This window comes from Curtobacterium sp. NPDC090223 (genome assembly GCF_044746585.1).
In the GTDB taxonomy this organism is placed as follows: Bacteria; Actinomycetota; Actinomycetes; order Actinomycetales; family Microbacteriaceae; genus Curtobacterium.
The window spans coordinates 309,715-328,056 of the sequence record NZ_JBIVCN010000001.1; the positions used below are offsets into that span (position 1 = coordinate 309,715).

Annotated in this window: 17 protein-coding genes; 14 read left to right on the plus strand and 3 right to left on the minus strand. The window is 73.7% G+C overall.

Features of this window, described 5'->3' with window-relative positions; translation table 11 throughout:
• Positions 1-4 precede the first annotated feature (4 nt).
• The gene (locus ACIPJY_RS01400; RefSeq protein WP_400460369.1) at positions 5-412 is read right to left on the minus strand and encodes a Rid family hydrolase; all 408 of its coding nucleotides are present in this window, start codon (positions 410-412) and stop codon (positions 5-7) included.
• Between the two features lie 120 nt (positions 413-532).
• On the opposite strand from ACIPJY_RS01400, the gene ACIPJY_RS01405 reads away from it, so the two are divergent.
• Positions 533-1,339 carry a DUF1684 domain-containing protein gene (locus ACIPJY_RS01405; RefSeq protein ID WP_400460367.1) on the plus strand — a complete coding sequence of 269 codons (807 nt, stop codon included), beginning with the start codon at positions 533-535 and terminating at the stop codon, positions 1,337-1,339.
• Positions 1,340-1,407: 68 nt separating this feature from the next.
• On the plus strand, positions 1,408-2,589 hold the full coding sequence (locus tag ACIPJY_RS01410) for a DUF4232 domain-containing protein (RefSeq protein WP_400460365.1): 1,182 nt from the start codon (positions 1,408-1,410) through the stop codon (positions 2,587-2,589).
• Positions 2,590-2,712: 123 nt separating this feature from the next.
• On the opposite strand, the gene ACIPJY_RS01415 is transcribed toward ACIPJY_RS01410, so the two are convergent.
• Positions 2,713-3,273: a histidine phosphatase family protein gene (locus tag ACIPJY_RS01415; protein ID WP_400460364.1), complete on the minus strand. Its 561-nt coding sequence runs from the start codon at positions 3,271-3,273 to the stop codon at positions 2,713-2,715.
• Between the two features lie 225 nt (positions 3,274-3,498).
• The gene (locus ACIPJY_RS01420; protein ID WP_400460362.1) at positions 3,499-4,215 is read right to left on the minus strand and encodes an MgtC/SapB family protein; all 717 of its coding nucleotides are present in this window, start codon (positions 4,213-4,215) and stop codon (positions 3,499-3,501) included.
• A 97-nt stretch (positions 4,216-4,312) separates the two neighbouring features.
• Here ACIPJY_RS01420 and ACIPJY_RS01425 point away from each other — a divergent pair, with 97 nt between their 5' ends.
• The 12 genes from ACIPJY_RS01425 to ACIPJY_RS01480 all read left to right on the plus strand — a co-directional run bounded on the left by ACIPJY_RS01425 (position 4,313) and on the right by ACIPJY_RS01480 (position 18,244).
• On the plus strand, positions 4,313-5,647 hold the full coding sequence (locus ACIPJY_RS01425) for an acyl-CoA dehydrogenase family protein (RefSeq protein ID WP_400460360.1): 1,335 nt from the start codon (positions 4,313-4,315) through the stop codon (positions 5,645-5,647).
• Positions 5,648-5,783: 136 nt separating this feature from the next.
• On the plus strand, positions 5,784-6,449 hold the full coding sequence (locus ACIPJY_RS01430) for an LLM class flavin-dependent oxidoreductase (protein ID WP_400460358.1): 666 nt from the start codon (positions 5,784-5,786) through the stop codon (positions 6,447-6,449).
• Entirely contained in the window at positions 6,446-7,753 is a 1,308-nt protein-coding gene (locus ACIPJY_RS01435) for an NtaA/DmoA family FMN-dependent monooxygenase (RefSeq protein WP_400460356.1), read from the plus strand. The genes ACIPJY_RS01430 and ACIPJY_RS01435 overlap by 4 nt, the downstream gene beginning before the upstream one ends.
• Before the next feature lie 173 nt (positions 7,754-7,926).
• Positions 7,927-8,328 (plus strand): carboxymuconolactone decarboxylase family protein, encoded by a 402-nt coding sequence (locus tag ACIPJY_RS01440; RefSeq protein ID WP_400460355.1) that lies wholly within the window; start codon positions 7,927-7,929, stop codon positions 8,326-8,328.
• Between the two features lie 20 nt (positions 8,329-8,348).
• Positions 8,349-9,578 (plus strand): LLM class flavin-dependent oxidoreductase, encoded by a 1,230-nt coding sequence (locus tag ACIPJY_RS01445; protein ID WP_400460353.1) that lies wholly within the window; start codon positions 8,349-8,351, stop codon positions 9,576-9,578.
• The gene (locus tag ACIPJY_RS01450) at positions 9,575-10,936 is read left to right on the plus strand and encodes an NtaA/DmoA family FMN-dependent monooxygenase (protein WP_400460351.1); all 1,362 of its coding nucleotides are present in this window, start codon (positions 9,575-9,577) and stop codon (positions 10,934-10,936) included. Before ACIPJY_RS01445 ends, ACIPJY_RS01450 begins: the two co-directional genes overlap by 4 nt.
• Positions 10,933-11,976 carry an LLM class flavin-dependent oxidoreductase gene (locus ACIPJY_RS01455; protein ID WP_400460349.1) on the plus strand — a complete coding sequence of 348 codons (1,044 nt, stop codon included), beginning with the start codon at positions 10,933-10,935 and terminating at the stop codon, positions 11,974-11,976. Before ACIPJY_RS01450 ends, ACIPJY_RS01455 begins: the two co-directional genes overlap by 4 nt.
• Positions 11,973-12,974, plus strand: a complete 1,002-nt coding sequence (locus tag ACIPJY_RS01460; RefSeq protein ID WP_400460347.1) for an ABC transporter permease — start codon at positions 11,973-11,975, stop codon at positions 12,972-12,974. Before ACIPJY_RS01455 ends, ACIPJY_RS01460 begins: the two co-directional genes overlap by 4 nt.
• Entirely contained in the window at positions 12,971-13,855 is an 885-nt protein-coding gene (locus ACIPJY_RS01465) for an ABC transporter permease (RefSeq protein ID WP_400460345.1), read from the plus strand. Before ACIPJY_RS01460 ends, ACIPJY_RS01465 begins: the two co-directional genes overlap by 4 nt.
• Positions 13,852-15,513: a dipeptide ABC transporter ATP-binding protein gene (locus ACIPJY_RS01470; RefSeq protein ID WP_400460343.1), complete on the plus strand. Its 1,662-nt coding sequence runs from the start codon at positions 13,852-13,854 to the stop codon at positions 15,511-15,513. Before ACIPJY_RS01465 ends, ACIPJY_RS01470 begins: the two co-directional genes overlap by 4 nt.
• A complete protein-coding gene (locus ACIPJY_RS01475; protein WP_400460341.1) occupies positions 15,510-17,138 on the plus strand; it encodes an ABC transporter substrate-binding protein in 1,629 nt (542 codons plus the stop codon). Before ACIPJY_RS01470 ends, ACIPJY_RS01475 begins: the two co-directional genes overlap by 4 nt.
• Positions 17,135-18,244 carry an LLM class flavin-dependent oxidoreductase gene (locus ACIPJY_RS01480; protein WP_400460339.1) on the plus strand — a complete coding sequence of 370 codons (1,110 nt, stop codon included), beginning with the start codon at positions 17,135-17,137 and terminating at the stop codon, positions 18,242-18,244. The genes ACIPJY_RS01475 and ACIPJY_RS01480 overlap by 4 nt, the downstream gene beginning before the upstream one ends.
• Positions 18,245-18,342 lie beyond the last annotated feature (98 nt).

The window sequence follows — 18,342 nt, forward strand, 5'->3', positions numbered from 1 at the left end:
GGGATCAGTGGACCAGGGCGGCGACGGCCTCGATCTCGACGAGCTGGTCGTCGTAGCCGAGCACCGTCACGCCGAGCAGTGTGCTCGGGACGTCGTGGTCACCGAAGGCGTCGCGGACCACCTGCCACGCGGCGACGAGGTCCGACTGCTGCGACGTCGCCACGAGCACCCGCGTGGAGATCACGTCGGTCAGGCTCGCACCCGCGTCGGCCAGGGCCTGGCGCAGGTTCGCGATGCACGCCGCTGCCTGGCCGGCGGGGTCGCCGATCGCGACGGTCCGACCGTCGCCGTCGAGCGGGCACGATCCGGCGAGGAAGACCATGCGAGCACCCGCGGGTGCCGTCGCGGCGTACGCGTACTCGGCCACCGAGCTGAGGATCGTGGACCGGATGAGCTGCACTGCGCTGGTCATGGCTCCATCCTGACGCGCTCGACGAGCGGAAGCGACGGGGTCGCTGTCGTACGACGAGAACTGTGTCGTTTCGAGTCGGCTACACCCACACCACCAGTCCGGACGACGTACCGTCGGACCATGACCACGACGACCGACACCACCGCGTTCGCAGCCGACTGGCAGACCTGGCACGACCAGCACGAGGCAGCCAGGGCGAGCGAGCACGGCTTCCTCGCGATCACGAGCATCCGGTGGCTCACCGCGACGCCCGAACGGTTCGAGGACGCTCCCGGCGCGTGGTCGACGAACGAGGACGGCCCGGTCGTGGAACTGGCCGACGGCGAATCGCTGGAGATCGACGGCTCGACCGTCACCGGGACGCACCACTTCGGCCCGCTGGCGGAGCGCTCGTCCACGAACGTCGTCTGGCACACCCGGGACTCCGACGTCGTCATCGAGGTCGCGCGCCGCGGCGGCAGCGACGTCATCCGTCCGCGGGACCCCGCAAACCCGACCCGGGTGACGTACACCGGAACGCCGTCCTACGCGCCCGACGAGCGGTTCGTCGTCGACGCCCGGTTCGAGCCGTTCGACGAGCCGCGGGAGGTCACCGTCGGCTCCGTCGTCGACGGGCTCCAGCACGTGTACGCCGCTCCGGGCACACTGTCGTTCGACCTCGACGGGCCGCGGACCCTGCTCGCGTTCAACGGGCACGGCGACGGGCTGCACGTGCTCTTCACCGACCGGACGAGCGGGGTGACGACCTACGCCGCGAACCGGAGCCTGGACATCGCGGCGCCGGACGCCGAGGGCCGCACGGTGATCGACTTCACCCGCGCCACGAACCTGCCCTGCGCCTACACCGCGCACGCCACGTGCCCGCTGCCCCCGGCGGAGAACCGCCTGGATGTGGCGATCGAGGCCGGCGAGCGACTTCCCGTCTGATGGGTCTCCGGACACATCCGACCCACCGCCCTGCGGCGGGAGGGTGACCTCGTCCTAGGCTCCTGACCGTGGACACGGGGGAATCGAACGCCGCACGCTCCGAGCGAACGGCGCGGATCCGACCGGCGGTCCCGATCGCAGCCGGCGCAGGCGCGCTCCTGTGGTTGCTGATCGGGCTCGCCGGTGCCGGCCTGTCGTGGTCGTCGCTCACGTCGCGGTACTCGCCGGTGTTCGACCTCGTCCTGCCACCGACCGAGCCGCTCGTCGTCTGGGCACAGCCGGCGCCCTGGAACGTCGTGCAGCCGGTCCTCCTCGCGCTCGTGTTCGGCGCGCTCCTGGCCGTCGGGTACGCCCTCGTGGTCGCCCGACCCGGGTGGTCGACGTCGTCGCGGCTCCTCCGCGTCGGCGCAGCGTGGTTCGTGGCCGTCCTCGCCGCCGACCTCACCGCGCTGCTCTGGACCGTCGGTGCCGCGATCGTCGATCCCGGTCCGAACGGGTACATGTGGGTGCTGCGCGACGCGATCCCGACCGCGGTGGCGACCGGGTGGTTCGGAACGGTGTGGGGCTGGGTGCCGGCCGTCATCGTGGGAGCCGGACACGGCCTCCCGTCCGAGACGACGACCGTGCCGCGAGCCGGACGCCGGACTGCCGTGGTCGCCGCAGTGGCCGCCGTGGTGCTCGTGGTCGTGCTCATCGCGGTCCAACCGGTCATCGCGCGCGACGCGCGGGTCGCCGCCGGCGGCACGCCGGACGGGTTGCCGACCGAGACCGTCACGCCGACCCCGCGTCCGGCTGAACCCCCGGTCGTCGCACCGGACGCGGTCACCCCCGGTGCTGGGTGGTGCTCCGCCGAGGACGCCCAGCTCTCGCTGTCCGGCGTGGACGGTGCGCTGGGACACCGGGCGATGTCGGTGGTGCTCGTGAACCGGTCCTCGTCCGCGTGTGTCGTGGACGGCTTCCCCGACGTCGCGTTCGCTGCCGAGGACGGTGCGTCCGTCCCGGTGCCGATCGAGCACGGTGCGTCGTACCTGGGCGGTGCTGCGACGCCGACTGCGGTGACCGTCGAGCCCGGTTCGAGCGCCGTGGCAGCGCTCGAGTGGGGCGCGGGTGGCACCGGCGAGTCCGTGTCGACGTTCTGGCTGGCGCCGTACGCGGGGACGTCGCGGACCCCGCTCACGGCGGACACGGACCTGGCTGCGGACGCGACGGTGACGGTCAGCGCGTGGGCGCTGCCGGGCACCGGCGAGTGAGCGCGCGGAGGCAGTCGAAGCGCGCGTAGGCAGTCGAAACGCGCGTAGGGGGTTGGAAGTTCTGACCTCCTACGCGCGAAACGACCCACCGGGCGGGGCGGGGAGGGGCCGGGCGAGCCGGGGTCAGGGCTGGACCCGGGACCAGGGGGAGCGGGCGCGCCAGGACCGCGGGTCGAAGGTGAACACGCTGCCCATCCCGGGCTGGTCGAGCGCGCGGGAGATCGGCTCGCCGAGCAGGTCCGCGAGCAGGAGCGCCCCCACCGCCCCGTGCGAGACGACCGTCACGTCGGAGCCGTCCCCGGTGAGGGCCCGGACCGCGGCGACGATGCGCCCCTGGGCATCGACGGCCCGCTCCCATCCGCGCACGGACTCCGTGGGACGGGCGAAGAACGCGTCCACGACGGGCTCGAACTCCGACGGCACCAGGTAGCCCGTCGCGCTCCGGTCGATCTCGCCGAGCAGCGGGTCGGTCGACGGGGTACGCGACACAGCAGCGCCGAGGAGTGTGGCGGTCTCCACGGCCTTGCGCTCCTCGCTCGAGACGATCCGGGCGACCGCCGGGTCCCAGGCGGTCCGGTGTGCCGCAGCGGCACGGCTCCGGCCCGTCGCGGACAGGCCCCAGGACTCGATCGGGTCGGAGGGCTCCACGTCCACCTCGGCGTGGGTGAGGAAGTACGACACCATCCGCCGATCCTGGCAGCTCCGGCCGTGTTCAGGAGCGTGGAGCGCGGCCGGCCGTTGCGTGCGCATGGTTCGACACCGCGGACGTCGATCGACCTCTGCCGTGTCGACGCATGCGGACGGATGCTGTGCGTGCGCATGGGTCGACGCCGCACGAGTCGATCGAGCGCTGCCGTGTCGGACGACGCGGACGGATCGATGCGGGCGGACGCCGTGCCGCGCCCGCGGTCACTCCAGGTCGTCGGCGACGGTGGGGTCGACGACCCGCACACCCTCGACCTCGCCCAGGCGGGCCAGCAGCACACCGGGCTCCCGGGCGCCGGTGACCTCGAGGCGCACCGCTGTGGCCCCGTCGCGGTCGCTCTCCTGCTGCACGAGCCGGCCGACGTGCCAGCCGCCCGCGGTGACGAGCGCCAGGACCCGCGGGAGCACCCCGCGTCCGGCGTCGTACACGACGTCGAGGGTCAGGGACGTGTCCGCGGACCGTGGGAGCGCCCGGATGAGCGCCGTGTAGCCGAAGACCACGACGAAGTGCAGGGCGGTGACGACCAGGGCGAGCAGCCACAGCCCGGCACCGGCGGCCATCCCGATCGCGGCCGTCTCCCAGACCGACGCCGCGGTGGTGAGCCCGCGGACGGCACCGCGGCGGGTCAGGATCAGTCCGGCGCCGAGGAACCCGACGCCGGACACGATCTGCGCGGCGACACGGGACGGGTCGAGCACGACGTGGCCGTCGACCAGCACGTCACTGAACCCGTACTTGCTCACGAGGAGCATCAGCGCGGACGCGGTGCCGACGATCGTCTGGGTGCGCATGCCGGCGCTCTTCGACCGGAGCTGCCGCTCGAGTCCGATGAGCGACGCGAGCGCGAACGCCAGGAGCACCTCGCCGATCTGCAGCAGCCCCTGGCCGGCGAACGGCGCGGTCAGGTCCTGGATGCTCATCGGGTCGACGGTACGCCTGTGACGTACTGTTGCGTCCGGTTCCGTCCGGTTGCGGCCGGGCTCCCACGCCGGTGGCTCCCTCGGTAGCGTGCGCCGCATGTGTCCGAGCGAGATCCCTGCAGATGACCGGTACGACGACCTCATCGCGCCGCTCCGACCCGTGATCGAGCGGATCGGTGCCGACGCCCTCGAGCGCGAGCGTGCGGAACGGCCGGCGCGGGAGCAGCTCGGGTGGCTGGTCGACGCGGGGTTCTCGCGATGGCTGACCCCGACCGCGTGGGGTGGGGCCGGCGCACGCCTGTCGGACCTGTTCCGCGCCGTCGCCGAGGTCGCCGAGGTGGACCCGAACCTGGCGCACGTGTGGCGGAACCACTTCTCGTTCATCGAGGACCGGGTGCACGCCGAGGGGAGCCCGTTCGACCGCGACGTGGTCGAACGACTCGGGAACGGCGAGGTCGTCGGCGGTGGGTGGAGCGAGACGCCGAACGCGGCGGGGGAGCGCATCACGACGACGGCACGACGGGACGCGGACGGCGGTTGGCGGGTGACCGGCGCGAAGTTCTACTCGACGGGCAGCATCTACGCCAGGTGGATCACGGTGATGGCGCTCGACGAGGCCGGCGACCAGGTCGTCGCGCTCGTCGACGCCGAGGACCCCGGCGTCGTGATCGGGGACGACTGGGACGGGTTCGGGCAGCGGATCACCGGCAGCGGGAGCGTCCGCTACACCGACGTGCCCGTCCCGGACGAGCGCGTGCTGCCGTTCGCCACCCGGTACCCCTACCAGGAGCAGTACTACCAGACCTTCATGCACGCGATCCTCGTCGGGATCGGCCGCGCTGCCCTCCGCGACGGCGTCGACGCACTCCGTGCCCGCGCTCGTGGGCACCACAACGGCACCGAGGTCCGGCCGACCGACGACCCGGAGCTGCTCGCCGCGATCGGGACCGTCGCGGCGCGGGTGTACGCGGCGGACGCGGCCTTCGTCGCGAGCCTCGGTCCGATCGACGCGGTGGTGTCCCGGCACGCGGAGCTCCGCGCGGCCGGGGTCGACCCGACGTCGGACGAGCTCCTCCGCGCCGGGCTCGAGCGGAGCTGGATCACGGTCGCCCAGGCGCAGACCGTCGTCACGGACGCGGTGCTCGATGCGACGACGCTCGTCTTCGACGCGCTCGGCTCGTCGGGCACCTTCCGGTCGCTCGGGCTCGACCGGCACTGGCGGAACGCCAGGACCCTGTCCTCGCACAACCCGCGGGTGCACAAGCGGCGCATCGTGGGGGACCACCTGGTGAACGGCGCGAACCCCCTCGACCGCGCCGAGCCGACCCCGCGCACGGCGCCCCGGGAGACCGCCGAGCCGACCCCGCGCACGGCGCCCCGCGCGACCGCCGACCCCGTCACACCGGGCAGTGCTGCGACGACGTCGTCGTAACGTCCCGTCATCGCGGGCAACCCGGTGACACCTCGGCGCACCGGAGCGTGCCGCGCCCGTACGGTCGTCCGCATCGGCCCGTCACCGGACGCTGGGGAGGCGGAGGTGACGGGCCGTTCCACACCGGGAGGCCCACGTGCACGCACCCGCCGTCATCGACCGCCACGTCGGCGTGCCGGACGCCGACCTCACCGCCGCGGTCACCCGGCCGGGCGGGGTCGCGCTGCTCGCCGACCGGATCAGGGCGTCCGGCGCCGACACCGTCGTCATCGGCGCCGACCGCTTCGACCCGGAGCGCGGTCGTGCGTACCGACTCGACCCGACCTCGGCGGCGCTGGCGCTCGGCCGCGCGCTGCCGGAGCACCGCTTCCTGATCGCCGTGGCGCCCACGCGTGAGCACCCGTACAACGTCGCCCGCCGGCTGCTCTCCCTCGACCACGTGCTCGGTGGCCGGGTCGGGATCCTCGTCGGCGCCCGGGACCACGGCGTGCCGCCATCGGACGAGGAGCACGACCCCGCCGAGTTCGCCCGGGTGGTCTCCGGCCTCTGGACGACCTGGCCGCTCGAGAGCATCGTCGGGGACCGGGACACCGGGGTCTTCGCCGACACCGGGCTCGTCCGTCAGCTCGACCACGACGGCGGACCCGGCGGCTACCGCGTCCGCGGTCCCCTCACGACGCCGTCGAGCGTGCAGGGGACTCCGGTCCTCGCGGTGTGGTCGGACGTCGACCTGCCCGAGGCCGACCTGGTCCTGTCCGCGACGACCCTGGCCGACCTGCGTCCGGGGCCGGGGCCGGCATGAGCGGGCGGGACGCGGACGCGGGGCTCGACCTCGGCGTCAACCTGCAGGGGTTCGGGCAGCGGCCCGCGGCATGGCGGACGCAGGACGTCGCGGCCACCGACCTCATCGGCGCCGCGTTCTGGGAGCACCTCGGCCGCACCGCCGAACGCGGGCTGCTCGACATGGTCTTCCTCGCCGACCACCCGTCGTACAGCGACCCGAACGTCCGCGCCTACGGGCTCCTCGAACCGTTCGTGGCACTCGGGGTGATCGCCGGCGCCACGACGCACCTCGGCCTCGTCGGCACCGCGTCGACCACGTACAACGACCCCGTCGAGCTCGCCGAACGCACCCTCTCGCTGGACACGATCTCCGGGGGCCGGACCGCCTGGAACGCCGTCACGACCTACGACCGGTCCGTGTCGGCGAACTTCGGCGTCGACCGGAACCCCGACCGTCCCGAGCGCTACGCGCGAGCGGGGGAGTTCGTGGACCTGGTCCAGGCGCTCTGGCGCTCGGCCGCCACCGGCGAGGACGTGCGGTTCCGCGGCGAGTTCCTCGCCCACGAGGGCGGTCCGCTCCGGGTGCCACCATCGGCCCAGGGGCACCCGGTCGTGTTCCAGGCGGGTGGTTCGCCGCACGGCCGCGACCTCGCGGCCCGGGTCGCCGAGGCGGTCTTCGCGGTCGAGCTGACGCCGGAGCCGGCGCGCGAGCACCACCGCGAGGTCAAGCTCGCCGCCGAGACGTACGGGCGCCGGTCCTCGGACGTGGCGATCGTCCCCGGGCTCTCGCTCGTGCTCGGGAGCACCGAGGCGGAGGCCCGCGCCCGCTTCGACCACCTGGAGTCGCTCGCGCCCGACGGCTACGCGCTCCGCGCGCTCGGTACCCACCTCGACGCGGACCTCAGCGACCTGCCGCTGGACGCGCCGATCCCGGCGTGGATCCTCGACCGGCAGGTCGACCCGGTGACGTACGGGCCCTCGCTGGGCTACCACGAGACGGTCGTCCGCTGGGTCCGCGCGCACAACACCACGCTCCGGGACGTCCTGCGCGGCTTCGGCGGCTACGGGGCCCGGATCGTCGTCGGCACGCCGGAGCAGGCGGCCGACACGATCGAGGACTGGTACCGCAGCCGTGCGGCCGACGGCATCAACCTGATGATCGACGAGTTCCCACGGGGCCTGGAGACCGTCGTGGACGAGCTGGTCCCGATCCTGCAGGAGCGCGGCGTGTTCCACCGCGAGTACGAGCACACGACGCTGCGCGGCCGACTCGCGGCCCGAGCACGTGACGCTGCGCGGCCGACTCGCGGCCCGAGCACGTGACGCCGCGCGGCCGACTCGCGGCCCGAGCGCGTGACGCTGCGCGGCCGACGCGCAGCCCGAGTGCGTGACGCTGTGTGACGGTTTCCGGAGCGCCGCGAGTCACATGACGAAACCGCCGGTCACGGGCCGCAACACCTGTCGTGGAGGCGCCCTTCCGGCCGTACGGTCGGCGCATGACCGACTTCCTCGACCGCGAGCACGACAAGACCTTCACCGCCGTCTACAAGCGTGAGACGCCGGACATCCTCAGCGCCTTCGCCCGGTTCGACGACGCCGTCTTCCAGGCCGACGACCGGGCGATCCCCTTGAAGTACCGGGAGCTCATCGCGGTCGCGGTCGGCATCACGACCCAGTGCGTCTACTGCATCGACGCCCACTCGCAACGGGCGGTCACCGCCGGCGCGACCGAGGCCGAGCTCGCCGAGGCCGCCTGGGTCGCGACCGCGATCCGCGCCGGCGGCGGCTTCGCCCACGGCCGCCTCGGCTTCAAGTTCGGCGCCGACGCCGCACCGAGCGCCGAAGCCGCACCGAGCGCCGCCGCTGCGGCCCCAGCAGCAGCAGCGCACACCCACTGACACCGAGGACCGAGGACCCCATGCCCGATCGCATCACCCTGGTCACCGCGCTGCAGGGTGCCGGCTGGCACCCCGCCGCCTGGCGCGCTGCGGCCTCCGACGCCGAGCGGCTCACCGCGCTCCGGCACTGGCGCGACGTCATCGTCGAGCAGGACCGCCTCGGCGTCGACGCCGTCACCATCGAGGACTCCTTCACCGCCGGCCCGACCACCCGCGACGGCAGCGACCTGGACACGCGCACGGTCGTCGGCCGCCTCGACGCCCTCCTCGTCGCCGCGGCGGTGGCCCCCGCGACCCGCCAGATCGGCCTCGTCCCGACGGTCAGCGTCACCCACACCGAGCCGTTCCACGTCGCGACCGCCCTGCAGACCCTCGACCACGTGTCCCTCGGCCGCGCCGGCTGGCGACTGCAGGCGAGCCCGACCCAGCGCGAGGCCGACCTCTTCGGCCGCCGCACCCTGCCGTCGCCGTCCGGCGTCCCGGCACCGGAACAGATCGCCGACCTGTTCGCCGAGGCCCGCGAGGTCGCCGAGGTCGTCGACCGCCTCTGGGACAGCTGGGACGACGACGCGATCATCCGCGACGTCACGACCGGCCGCTTCATCGACCGGGACCGGATCCACAACGCCGAATTCACCGGCGAGCACGTCTCCGTGCACGGCGCGTCGATCGTCCCGCGGTCGCCGCAGGGCCGGCCGCCGGTGTTCTCGCTGGCGCACCGGGCGGACGCGGCCGCGCTGGCCGTGGACGTCGCGGACGTCGTGCTGGTCACGCCCGGCATCGACGGACGGGAGGCCGTGGACTGGGTCGACGAGATCCGTCGCCTCGAACAGGCGGCCGGGTCCACCACCCCGCGTCCGGTCCTCGCGGACCTCGCGGTGCTCATCGGGTCGTCCCCGGCCGAGGCCGCGGACGCCCTCGCCGCACTCGACGCCGCTGCGGGAACCCCGTACGCGGTCGGGTCCGGCTCGGACGCCGCGGTGCTCGCGACGACGGTCCCGGACCTGGTGGCGCGCATCGCGGACCTCCGTGGCGCCGGGTACGCCGGCGTCCGTCTCCGTCCGCTCCGCATCCCGCAGGACAGCACCGCCATCGCGCGCCGTCTCGTCCCCGCGCTCGTCACGGCCGGCCTCCGCGCCGACGTGGCCTCCCGACCCGCGCTCGACCTGCGCACCCGGCTCGGCATCGCGCCCGCCGTCAGCAGGTACGCGACCACCGCCACCGCCAGCACCGGAGGAGTCCCAGCATGAGCACCAAGCGCCAGGTCCACCTCGCCGCGCACTTCCCCGGCGTCAACAACACCACCGTGTGGAGCGACGACCGGGCCGAGAGCCAGATCGCGTTCTCGTCGTTCGAGCACTTCGCGCGGAACGCCGAGCGCGGCCTGTTCGACTACCTGTTCCTCGCCGAGGGCCTCCGGCTCCGCGAGCAGAAGGGCCGGGTGCACGACCTCGACGTCGTCGGGCGCCCGAACACGCTCGCGATCCTCGCCGCCCTGGCCGGCGTCACCGAGCACATCGGGCTCGTCGGCACCCTGCAGACCACGTTCAACGAACCGGTCGAACTCGCGAAGCAACTCGCCACGCTCGACCATCTGACCAACGGCCGTGCCGGCTGGAACGTCGTGACGAGCTCCGACGCGTTCCACGGTGCGAACTTCCGCCGTGGCGGCTTCCTCGACCCGTCCGAGCGGTACACCCGCGCCGCCGAGTTCATCGACGTCGCCCGGGAGCTCTGGGACTCGTGGCAGGCGGACGCGGTCGTCGCCGACCGTGCCACGGGCGTGTTCGCCGACCGCTCCCGCATCCGGGACGTCGACCACCACGGCCCGCAGTTCGACGTCTCCGGCACCTTCCCGGTGCCGCGGAGCCCGCAGGGGCACCCGGTGATCGTGCAGGCGGGCGACTCCGACGAGGGCCGCGACCTGGCGGCCAGCCGCGCCGAGGTGGTCTTCTCGCTGCACACCGAGTTCGCCGACGCCCAGCAGTTCTACGCCGACGTCACCGCCCGGCTCGAACGCGTCGGACGGTCGAAGGACGAGCTGCACATCCTGCCCGGCGCGACCTTCGTGATCGGGGACACCGCGGCCGACGCCGAGGAACGCGCCCGGTCGATCCGTCGCGCCCAGGTCAGCCCGGCGACCGCGATCGCGTTCCTCGAGCAGGTCTGGAACCGGGACCTGTCCGGGTACGACGTCGACGGTCCGCTGCCGGACGTCGAGCCCGACCTCGACGGCGCCGCGATCACCCGGGGCCGTGCGCGCCACGTCCGCGACGTCCCCGCGCTCGTGCAGGGCTGGCGCGACCGGGCCGCGGCCGAGCACCTCTCGATCCGGGACCTCGTCATCGAGGTCTCGACCCGCGGCGGCTTCGTCGGCACGGCGTCGCACATCGCCGCCGAGATCGACCGGTACGTGCAGGAGCGTGCGACGGACGGCTTCGTGGTCGTCCCGCACACGAACCCGTACGGCCTCGACGAGTTCGTCGACACCGTCGTGCCGATCCTCCAGGAGCGCGGCGTCTACCGGCGGTCGTACGACGAGGGCGCGACGCTCCGCCAGACGCTCGGGCTGCCCGGCGTCTCCACCGGCCAGCAGGTGTTCGCGTGAGCATCGGCAGCCTGGCCGTCCTGGTGCCGGGGAACTTCGCGGACGACGCCCCGGCGGCCGGTCTCGAGTCCACGCTCGACCTCTTCGCCACCGCGGAGCGCCTCGGCGTCGACGGCGCCTGGGTGCGCCACCGCCACCTCGAGCACGGCATCGGGTCCGCGGCGGTGTTCCTCGCCGCGGCGTCGCAGCGCACGACGAGCATCGAGCTCGGCGTCGCGGTGGTCCCGATCGGCTGGGAGAGCCCGTTCCGCCTCGCCGAGGACTTCTCGCTGGCCGACGTCCTGTCGCACGGTCGCCTCCAGGTCGGCCTGTCGACGGGGACCCCGCACGCCGACCTCCTCGGCGACCTGGTGTTCGACGGCGACTGGCGCTCCTTCGACCTCGGGTACGGCCGCGTCTCGCGCTTCGTGGCGAACCTGGGCGGTTCCTTCCTCGGCGAGCCGGACACGGTCATCGCCAGCCCCGGGAACACGCAGCGTCCGCGCCTGCAGCCGTACGCTCCCGGTCTCGTCGACCGGGTCTGGTACGGCGCCGGGTCCCTCCGCTCCGCCGCGTTCGCCGGCAGCGCCGGGCTGAACCTGCTCATCGGCAACCTGACCTCGGGCGAGGACACGGACGACTACGGCACGGCGCAACGGAACCAGCTCGCCGCGTACCGGGACGCCCACCGCGCCGCGTTCCCCGACGGCCGTCGTCCCCGCGTCGCCTGGGGCCGCTGCCTGGTGCCGACGGACTCCGCGGACCGGGCGTCCCGGCAGCGCTTCGCCGCCTGGCGGGACTCCCGGCTGGAGCGGCAGACGGCACCGCAGGGCCCGCGCCGGACCCTGTTCTCCGCGGACCTGGTCGGGACGAGCGAGCAGATCGTCGAGCAGCTCGTGCACGACGCCACGCTCGCCGAGGTCGACGAGTTCCGCGTCGAGCTGCCGTACGAGTTCGCCGCCGAGGAGTACGAGCAGATCGTCACCGACGTCGTGACGAAGGTCGCCCCCGAACTCGGCTGGACCCCGTCGACCCGGACGGCGGAGGCGGTGCCGGCATGACCCGCTACGTGCTCTCCCGGATCGGTCAGGCCGTCCTGGTGCTCTGGGCCGCGTGGACGATCTCGTTCTTCGTCCTCTACGTCCTGCCGAGCGACCCCGCCCGGATCCTCGTCGGGCCGGACGCGACCGACGTCACCGCTGCCCAGCTCGACGCCCTCCGGCACCAGTACGGCCTGGACCAGCCGGTCCTCGTGCAGTACGTCCAGCACCTCGGCGCGCTGCTCACGGGCGACCTGGGCCGCTCGATCGGCAGCGGTCGCCCGGTCGCCGACGTGATCGGCGAGGCCGTCCTGCCGACGGCGCAGATCGCGGTGACCGGGCTCGTCCTGGCGATCGTGGTCGGCGGCGGCCTCGCGGTCCTGGCGACCTGGACGCGGAACCGGGCGCTCGGGCAGTTCCTCCTGCAGCTGCCGCCGATCGGCGTGGCCGTGCCGGGCTTCTGGTTCGCGCTGCTCCTGGTGCAGTGGTTCTCGTTCGGCCTGCACCTGTTCCCGGCGTTCGGCGGCGAGGGGGCCGCGTCGATCGTGCTGCCCGCGATCACGCTCGCGTTGCCGACGGGCGCCACGATCGCCCAGCTGCTCTCGAAGTCGCTCGTCCAGACCCTCCGCGAGCCGTACGTCGACACCGCCTACGCCAAGGGCGCGGGCCGGTGGCGCGTGCAGCTCCGGCACGCGCTGAAGAACGCCGCCCTGCCGGCCCTCACCGTCACCGGGCTCATCGTCGGGCAGCTGTTCTCCGGCACGGTCGTCACCGAGACCGTGTTCTCCCGACCGGGCCTCGGCCGGGTGACCGCGACCGCCGTGCAACAGCAGGACGTCCCCGTCGTGCAGGGGATCGTGCTGCTGGCCGCGGCGGTCTTCGTCGTCGTGAACCTCGTCGTCGACCTGGTCTACCCGCTCCTCGACCCCCGCGTGGTCGTCGCCGGCAGCCGCCGTCGGCTCCGCGAACCGGACAGCGAGCCGACCGGCGGACCGACGCCCCAGGGGGTACCCGCGTGACCGAGACGACCGGACTCGCGCTCGGCACCGGGCTCAGCACGCGCCGGAGCGTCCGCAGCAGCTCCCTCGCCGCGGCCCTCGTCGCCCGCCCGACCCTGACGATCGCCGTCGTCTGGCTCCTCCTGGTGCTCGTCGCGGCCGTGCTCCCGGGGGTGCTGACCGTGCACGACCCGCTCGCGGCCGACCCCGCCGCGAAGCTCACCGCTCCCGACGCCGCGCACTGGTTCGGCACCGACCAGCTCGGCCGCGACCTCTACGCCCGCGTCGTCCACGGCACCGCGCTGACGCTGCAGGCCGCCGTCCTCGCGATCGTCATCGGCCTGGTCGGTGGATCGCTCGTCGGACTCGTCGCCGGGTTCGTCGGCGGGGTCGTCGACGCCGTGCTGATGCGCCTCGCCGACGTCCTGCTCGCCATCCCGAGCCTGCTGCTCAGCCTGACCATCGTCACGGTCCTGGGGTTCGGCACGGTCAACGTCGCGGTGGCGGTCGGTGTCGCGAGCATCGCCACGATCGCCAGGATCATGCGCTCCGAGGTCGTCCGCGTCCGCACCGCGCAGTACGTCGAGGCGGCGTCGGCGAACGGCAACCGCTGGTGGCGGGTGCTGCTCGTGCACGTGCTGCCGAACGCCGCCGGCCCGGTGCTCGTGCTCGCCGCGCTCGAGTTCGGCACCGCGATCCTCGCCGTCTCCAGCCTGAGCTTCCTCGGCTACGGCGCGCAGCCGCCCCAGCCGGAGTGGGGCTCCCTCGTCGCGACCGGCCGCGACTACATCGCCACCTCGTGGTGGCTCACCACGATCCCGGGTCTCGTCATCGCGGTGACGGTCCTCGCCGGCAACCGGCTCGCCCGGGCACTCGACACCGAACGGCGGGCGATCCGATGAGCCTCCTCACGATCCGCGACCTGACGGTCGACCACGGGCACGGCGCGTCCCGGCGCACCACCCTGCACGGCATCTCGTTCGACATGGGTCGCGGCGAGCGCGTCGCGATCGTCGGCGAGTCCGGTTCGGGCAAGTCGACGACGGCCCACGCCGTCCTCCGGCTCCTGCCGGCAGCGGCGACCCTGACAGGAGGCCGGGCGGACCTCGCCGGGGCGGGTGCCGGTACCGCGGACCTCGACCTGGTCACCGCCACGGACGCCGAGGTCCGCGCGGTCCGCGGCGTCCGGATCGGCTTCGTCCCGCAGGACCCCACCGTCTCGCTGAACCCGGTCACGAGGATCGGCACCCAGGTCGCGGAGGTCCTCCGGATCCACGGCATCGCCTCCGGTCCCGACGCCGCTGTGCGGGCCGTCGAGGAGCTCCGCCGCGCCGGCATCGACCGCCCGGAGCTCCGCGCCCGCCAGTACCCGCACGAACTCTCCGGCGGGATGCGGCAGCGCGTGCTCATCGCCATCGCGCTCATCGGCGACCCCGAGCTCCTCGTCGCCGACGAGCCCACGAGCGCCCTCGACGTCACCGTGCAGCGGACGATCCTGGACCACCTCGACCGGCTCGTCGCGGAGCGCGGCACGAGCGTGCTGTTCATCACGCACGACCTCGGCGTCGCCGCCGACCGAGCGGACCGGATCATCGTGCTCTCCGAGGGGCGGATCGTCGAACAGGGCACCCCGGACGAGGTGCTCGGGTCGCCGCGCGAGGCGTACACCCGTGCGCTCATCGCCGCCGCGCCCGGTCTCGACGACGTGACCGGCGTCGCCGGGGCCGACCCCGGCCTCCCGTCCGGTCCCGGTGACCCCCTGGTCGTCGCGACCGGACTGCGGAAGTCCTTCGGCCACGTCACCGCCGTCGACGGGGTGGACGTGACCGTCCCACGTGGCCGCACGCTGGCGCTGGTGGGGGAGTCGGGGTCGGGGAAGTCGACCACCGCGCGGCTCGTGCTCGGCCTGGAACGCGCCGACGCCGGCACCGTGCTGTTCGACGGCAGTCCCGTCGGGCACCGGGGTGCGGCGCTCCGGGCCTTCCGGCGGCGGGCGCAGATCGTGCAGCAGAACCCGTACGCGGCGCTGCACCCGAAGCTCGCGATCGAGTCCGTGATCGCGGACCCGCTCGCCGCGTTCGGCATCGGCTCCCGCCGGTCGCGGGCGGCCCGGGCGCGCGAGCTCGTCGACCTCGTCGCCCTGCCGGCGTCGGTGCTCCGGCGGCGCGCGGACGAGCTCTCCGGTGGTCAGCGGCAGCGTGTCGCGATCGCCAGGGCGCTCGCGCTCGACCCGTCGTTCGTCGTGCTCGACGAGCCCGTCTCCGCGCTCGACGTGTCGGTGCAGGCGCAGATCCTCGACCTGCTCGCCGAGCTGCAGGAGCGGCTCGGCGTGTCCTACCTCTTCATCTCGCACGACCTGGCCGTCGTCCGCCGCATCGCGCACGAGGTGTCCGTCCTCCGGGGCGGCCGCGTCGTCGAACACGGCGACGTCGCCCGGGTCCTGCACGACCCGCAGCACGAGTACACCCGCGCGCTGCTCGACGCGATCCCGGGACGATCCCGGCGCGTCGCACCCGATCTCGGCGTCGTCGACGTCGTCACCCCCGAAGGAGCACCATGACCACCGCACGAACCCCGTACCGACTGGTGGCCGCGATCGCGGCCGGCGCCGCGGCGGCCCTCGTCATGGCCGGCTGCTCCTCCGGCGGGACGGCGGCGTCCGGTTCCGGGTCGTCGAAGCCGGTCGACGGCGGCGACCTGACCTACGCGATCGCCAACGACCCGATCTCGCTCAACCCGTCCGGCACCGGAGCGGGCAACGACACGCTCGCCATCACCCGCCAGCTCGTCGACTCGCTGCTCTGGCAGGACCCGTCCGACGGGTCGCTGAAGCCCTGGCTCGCGACGAAGTACACCGCGAACAGCGACGCCACGGCGTTCACGTTCGACCTGCGGTCCGGCGTGACGTTCTCGGACGGCACCGCGTTCGACGCGACCGCGGTCAAGGACACCTTCGACGACATCGCGGCCGCCGGCGCCGCGAGCACCGCCGCCTCGTCCTTCTCCGGGTACAGCGGCACCAAGGTCGTCGACGACGACACCGTCGAGGTGGACTTCTCCACGCCGAACGCCGCGTTCCCGAACGCGGCGTCCTCGGTCGCACTCGGCATCGTCTCGCCCGGCACGACGAAGGTGCCGTTCGCCGACCGGGCCACCGGCGCCGACGTGGTCGGGACCGGACCGTTCACGCTGACCTCGTACACGAAGAACACCGCGACGGTGATCACGAAGCGGAAGGGGTACGACTGGGGTCCCGCCGCGCGGTCGAACCCCGGCGCAGCGCACCTGTCGAAGGTCACGTTCCAGGTCGTCCCGGAGGCGAGTGTCCGCTCCGGCAGCCTGCAGTCCGGGCAGCTCGACGCGATCAGCAGCGTGCAGCCGAGCGACACCGACTCGCTGAAGTCGCAGTTCGCCCTGGTCACCCGTGCGAACCCCGGCCAGGTGTTCGGACTGACCTTCAACCAGAAGCGGCCGCTCGTCGCCGACCTGACGGTCCGGAAGGCGATCGCACAGGCCGTCGACCCCGCCGCCGTGCGGGACACCTCGCTGAACTCGCTGTTCAAGGTCGGCAAGTCCGTCCTCGGGTCGACGACGCCGGGGTTCACGGACACGTCGTCCACGCTCGCGTACGACCCGTCCGCCGCGTCCGCCGCGCTGACGAAGGCCGGCTGGGTGAAGGGCGCCGACGGGATCCGGACCCGCGCGGGGGAGAAGCTGCAGCTCAAGCTCGTCTGGATCACGAACTTCGGTCCGAACCAGACCTCGCTCGAGCTCATCCAGCAGGAGCTGCAGAAGGTCGGCGTCGGCCTGACCCTGGAGAGCGGCACCGTGCCGCAGTACCTCGCGAACCTGGCCAGCGGCAGCTGGGACGTCGCGTGGGACAACAACTCCCGCGCCGACGGTGACGTGCTCCGCTCGAAGTTCTCCAGCACGGGCGCGCAGAGCATCGGCGCCGACGACACGACCCTCGACGCCCTGTTCACCAAGGAGCTGTCGCAGTCGTCCGTCACGGAGCGTCAGGCCACGTTCGCGCAGATCCAGGAGCGCATCGCGGCGCAGGCCGACTTCGTGCCGGTGCACGAGCTGACGAGCATCATCGCCACGGCGAAGGACGTGCACGGCATCGCGTACGGAGCCGACACGCGACTCGACCAGCTCACCGGCGCCTGGAAGGACGCCTCGTGACGACACCGCTCGCCGTCCTCGACCTGGTCCCCGTGAGTGCCGGGTCCACCGCCGCCGAGGCGCTGCGCAACGCGGTCGACCTGGCGCAGCACGCCGAGCGCGCCGGGTACGCCCGGTACTGGCTCGCCGAGCACCACCTCAACCCCGGGGTGGCCGGGAGTGCGCCGGACATCGTGATCGGGGCGATCGCGGCGGCCACCTCGTCGATCCGCGTCGGCAGCGCGGCGACGCTCGTCGGCAACCGGCGGGCGCTGCAGATCGCGGAGACCTTCGGGACGCTCACCGGGTTGTACGGTGCGCGGTTCGACCTCGGGCTGGGGCGTTCCGGCGCCCCGGCCCCGGGGGCGGCCCGGGCGCCGTCGCTCGCACGGCGTGCCGACGAGGTCGTCGACGGCCTGCTCGTGCCCGCCCCGTTCGACTTCACCATCGCGCCGAACAGCCGCTTCGCGCTGCAGGGCTCGCTGCTCGGGCGCGTCCCGGGGGACGTCGAGCGGTTCGCCGGGGAGGTCGACCTGCTCCGGGCGTTCTTCGCGGGCACCTTCACGCACGGGGACGAGGTCGTCGGGGCCACCCCGGCCGACGGTGCCGACGTCGCGCTCTGGATCCACGGTTCGACCGGCGGTGAGAGCGCCCGGATCGCCGGCGAGCTCGGGCTGCCGTACGGTGCGAACTACCACACGTCGCCCGGCACCGTGCTGGCCTCGGTCGCGGCGTACCGTGCGGCGTTCCGCCCCGGTGTCCTCGCGGCGCCGCACGTCATCGTGTCCGCGGACGTCGTCGTCGCCGACACCGCCGCGGAGGCCGCGCGGATCGGTGCCGGGTACGACGCCTGGGTGCACTCGATCCGGTCCGGAGTCGGTGCGATCCCGTACCCGTCGCCCGAGGACGCGGCAGCGCACCCGCTCGACGCGTCCGACGCGGCAGCGGTCGCCGATCGTGTCGCCACGCGGTTCGTGAGCGCGCCGGAGCAGGTCGTCGCGCAGCTCGAGACGCTCCGTCGGGCGACGGGCGCCGACGAGCTCCTGGTGACGACGATCACCCACGAGCACGATGCCCGCGTGCGCTCCTACGAGCTGCTCGCGGAGGCCTGGGCCGCGCACGCCTGACGCGCGCGCCCCCGCGGGCTCCGCGGCCCGCGCTCCGCGCTCCCGCGGGCTCCGCGGCCCGCGCTCCCGTGGGTTCCGCGGCCCCGAATCGACACCAC

Coding starts and splice junctions, on each gene's coding strand:
- ACIPJY_RS01440 (WP_400460355.1), top strand. CDS start 7,927: ATGACCGACTTCCTCGACCGCGAGCACGACAAGACCTTCACCGCCGTC.
- ACIPJY_RS01400 (WP_400460369.1), bottom strand. CDS start 412: ATGACCAGCGCAGTGCAGCTCATCCGGTCCACGATCCTCAGCTCGGTG.
- ACIPJY_RS01460 (WP_400460347.1), top strand. CDS start 11,973: ATGACCCGCTACGTGCTCTCCCGGATCGGTCAGGCCGTCCTGGTGCTC.
- ACIPJY_RS01435 (WP_400460356.1), top strand. CDS start 6,446: ATGAGCGGGCGGGACGCGGACGCGGGGCTCGACCTCGGCGTCAACCTG.
- ACIPJY_RS01405 (WP_400460367.1), top strand. CDS start 533: ATGACCACGACGACCGACACCACCGCGTTCGCAGCCGACTGGCAGACC.
- ACIPJY_RS01425 (WP_400460360.1), top strand. CDS start 4,313: ATGTGTCCGAGCGAGATCCCTGCAGATGACCGGTACGACGACCTCATC.
- ACIPJY_RS01475 (WP_400460341.1), top strand. CDS start 15,510: ATGACCACCGCACGAACCCCGTACCGACTGGTGGCCGCGATCGCGGCC.
- ACIPJY_RS01470 (WP_400460343.1), top strand. CDS start 13,852: ATGAGCCTCCTCACGATCCGCGACCTGACGGTCGACCACGGGCACGGC.
- ACIPJY_RS01450 (WP_400460351.1), top strand. CDS start 9,575: ATGAGCACCAAGCGCCAGGTCCACCTCGCCGCGCACTTCCCCGGCGTC.
- ACIPJY_RS01415 (WP_400460364.1), bottom strand. CDS start 3,273: ATGGTGTCGTACTTCCTCACCCACGCCGAGGTGGACGTGGAGCCCTCC.
- ACIPJY_RS01420 (WP_400460362.1), bottom strand. CDS start 4,215: ATGAGCATCCAGGACCTGACCGCGCCGTTCGCCGGCCAGGGGCTGCTG.
- ACIPJY_RS01445 (WP_400460353.1), top strand. CDS start 8,349: ATGCCCGATCGCATCACCCTGGTCACCGCGCTGCAGGGTGCCGGCTGG.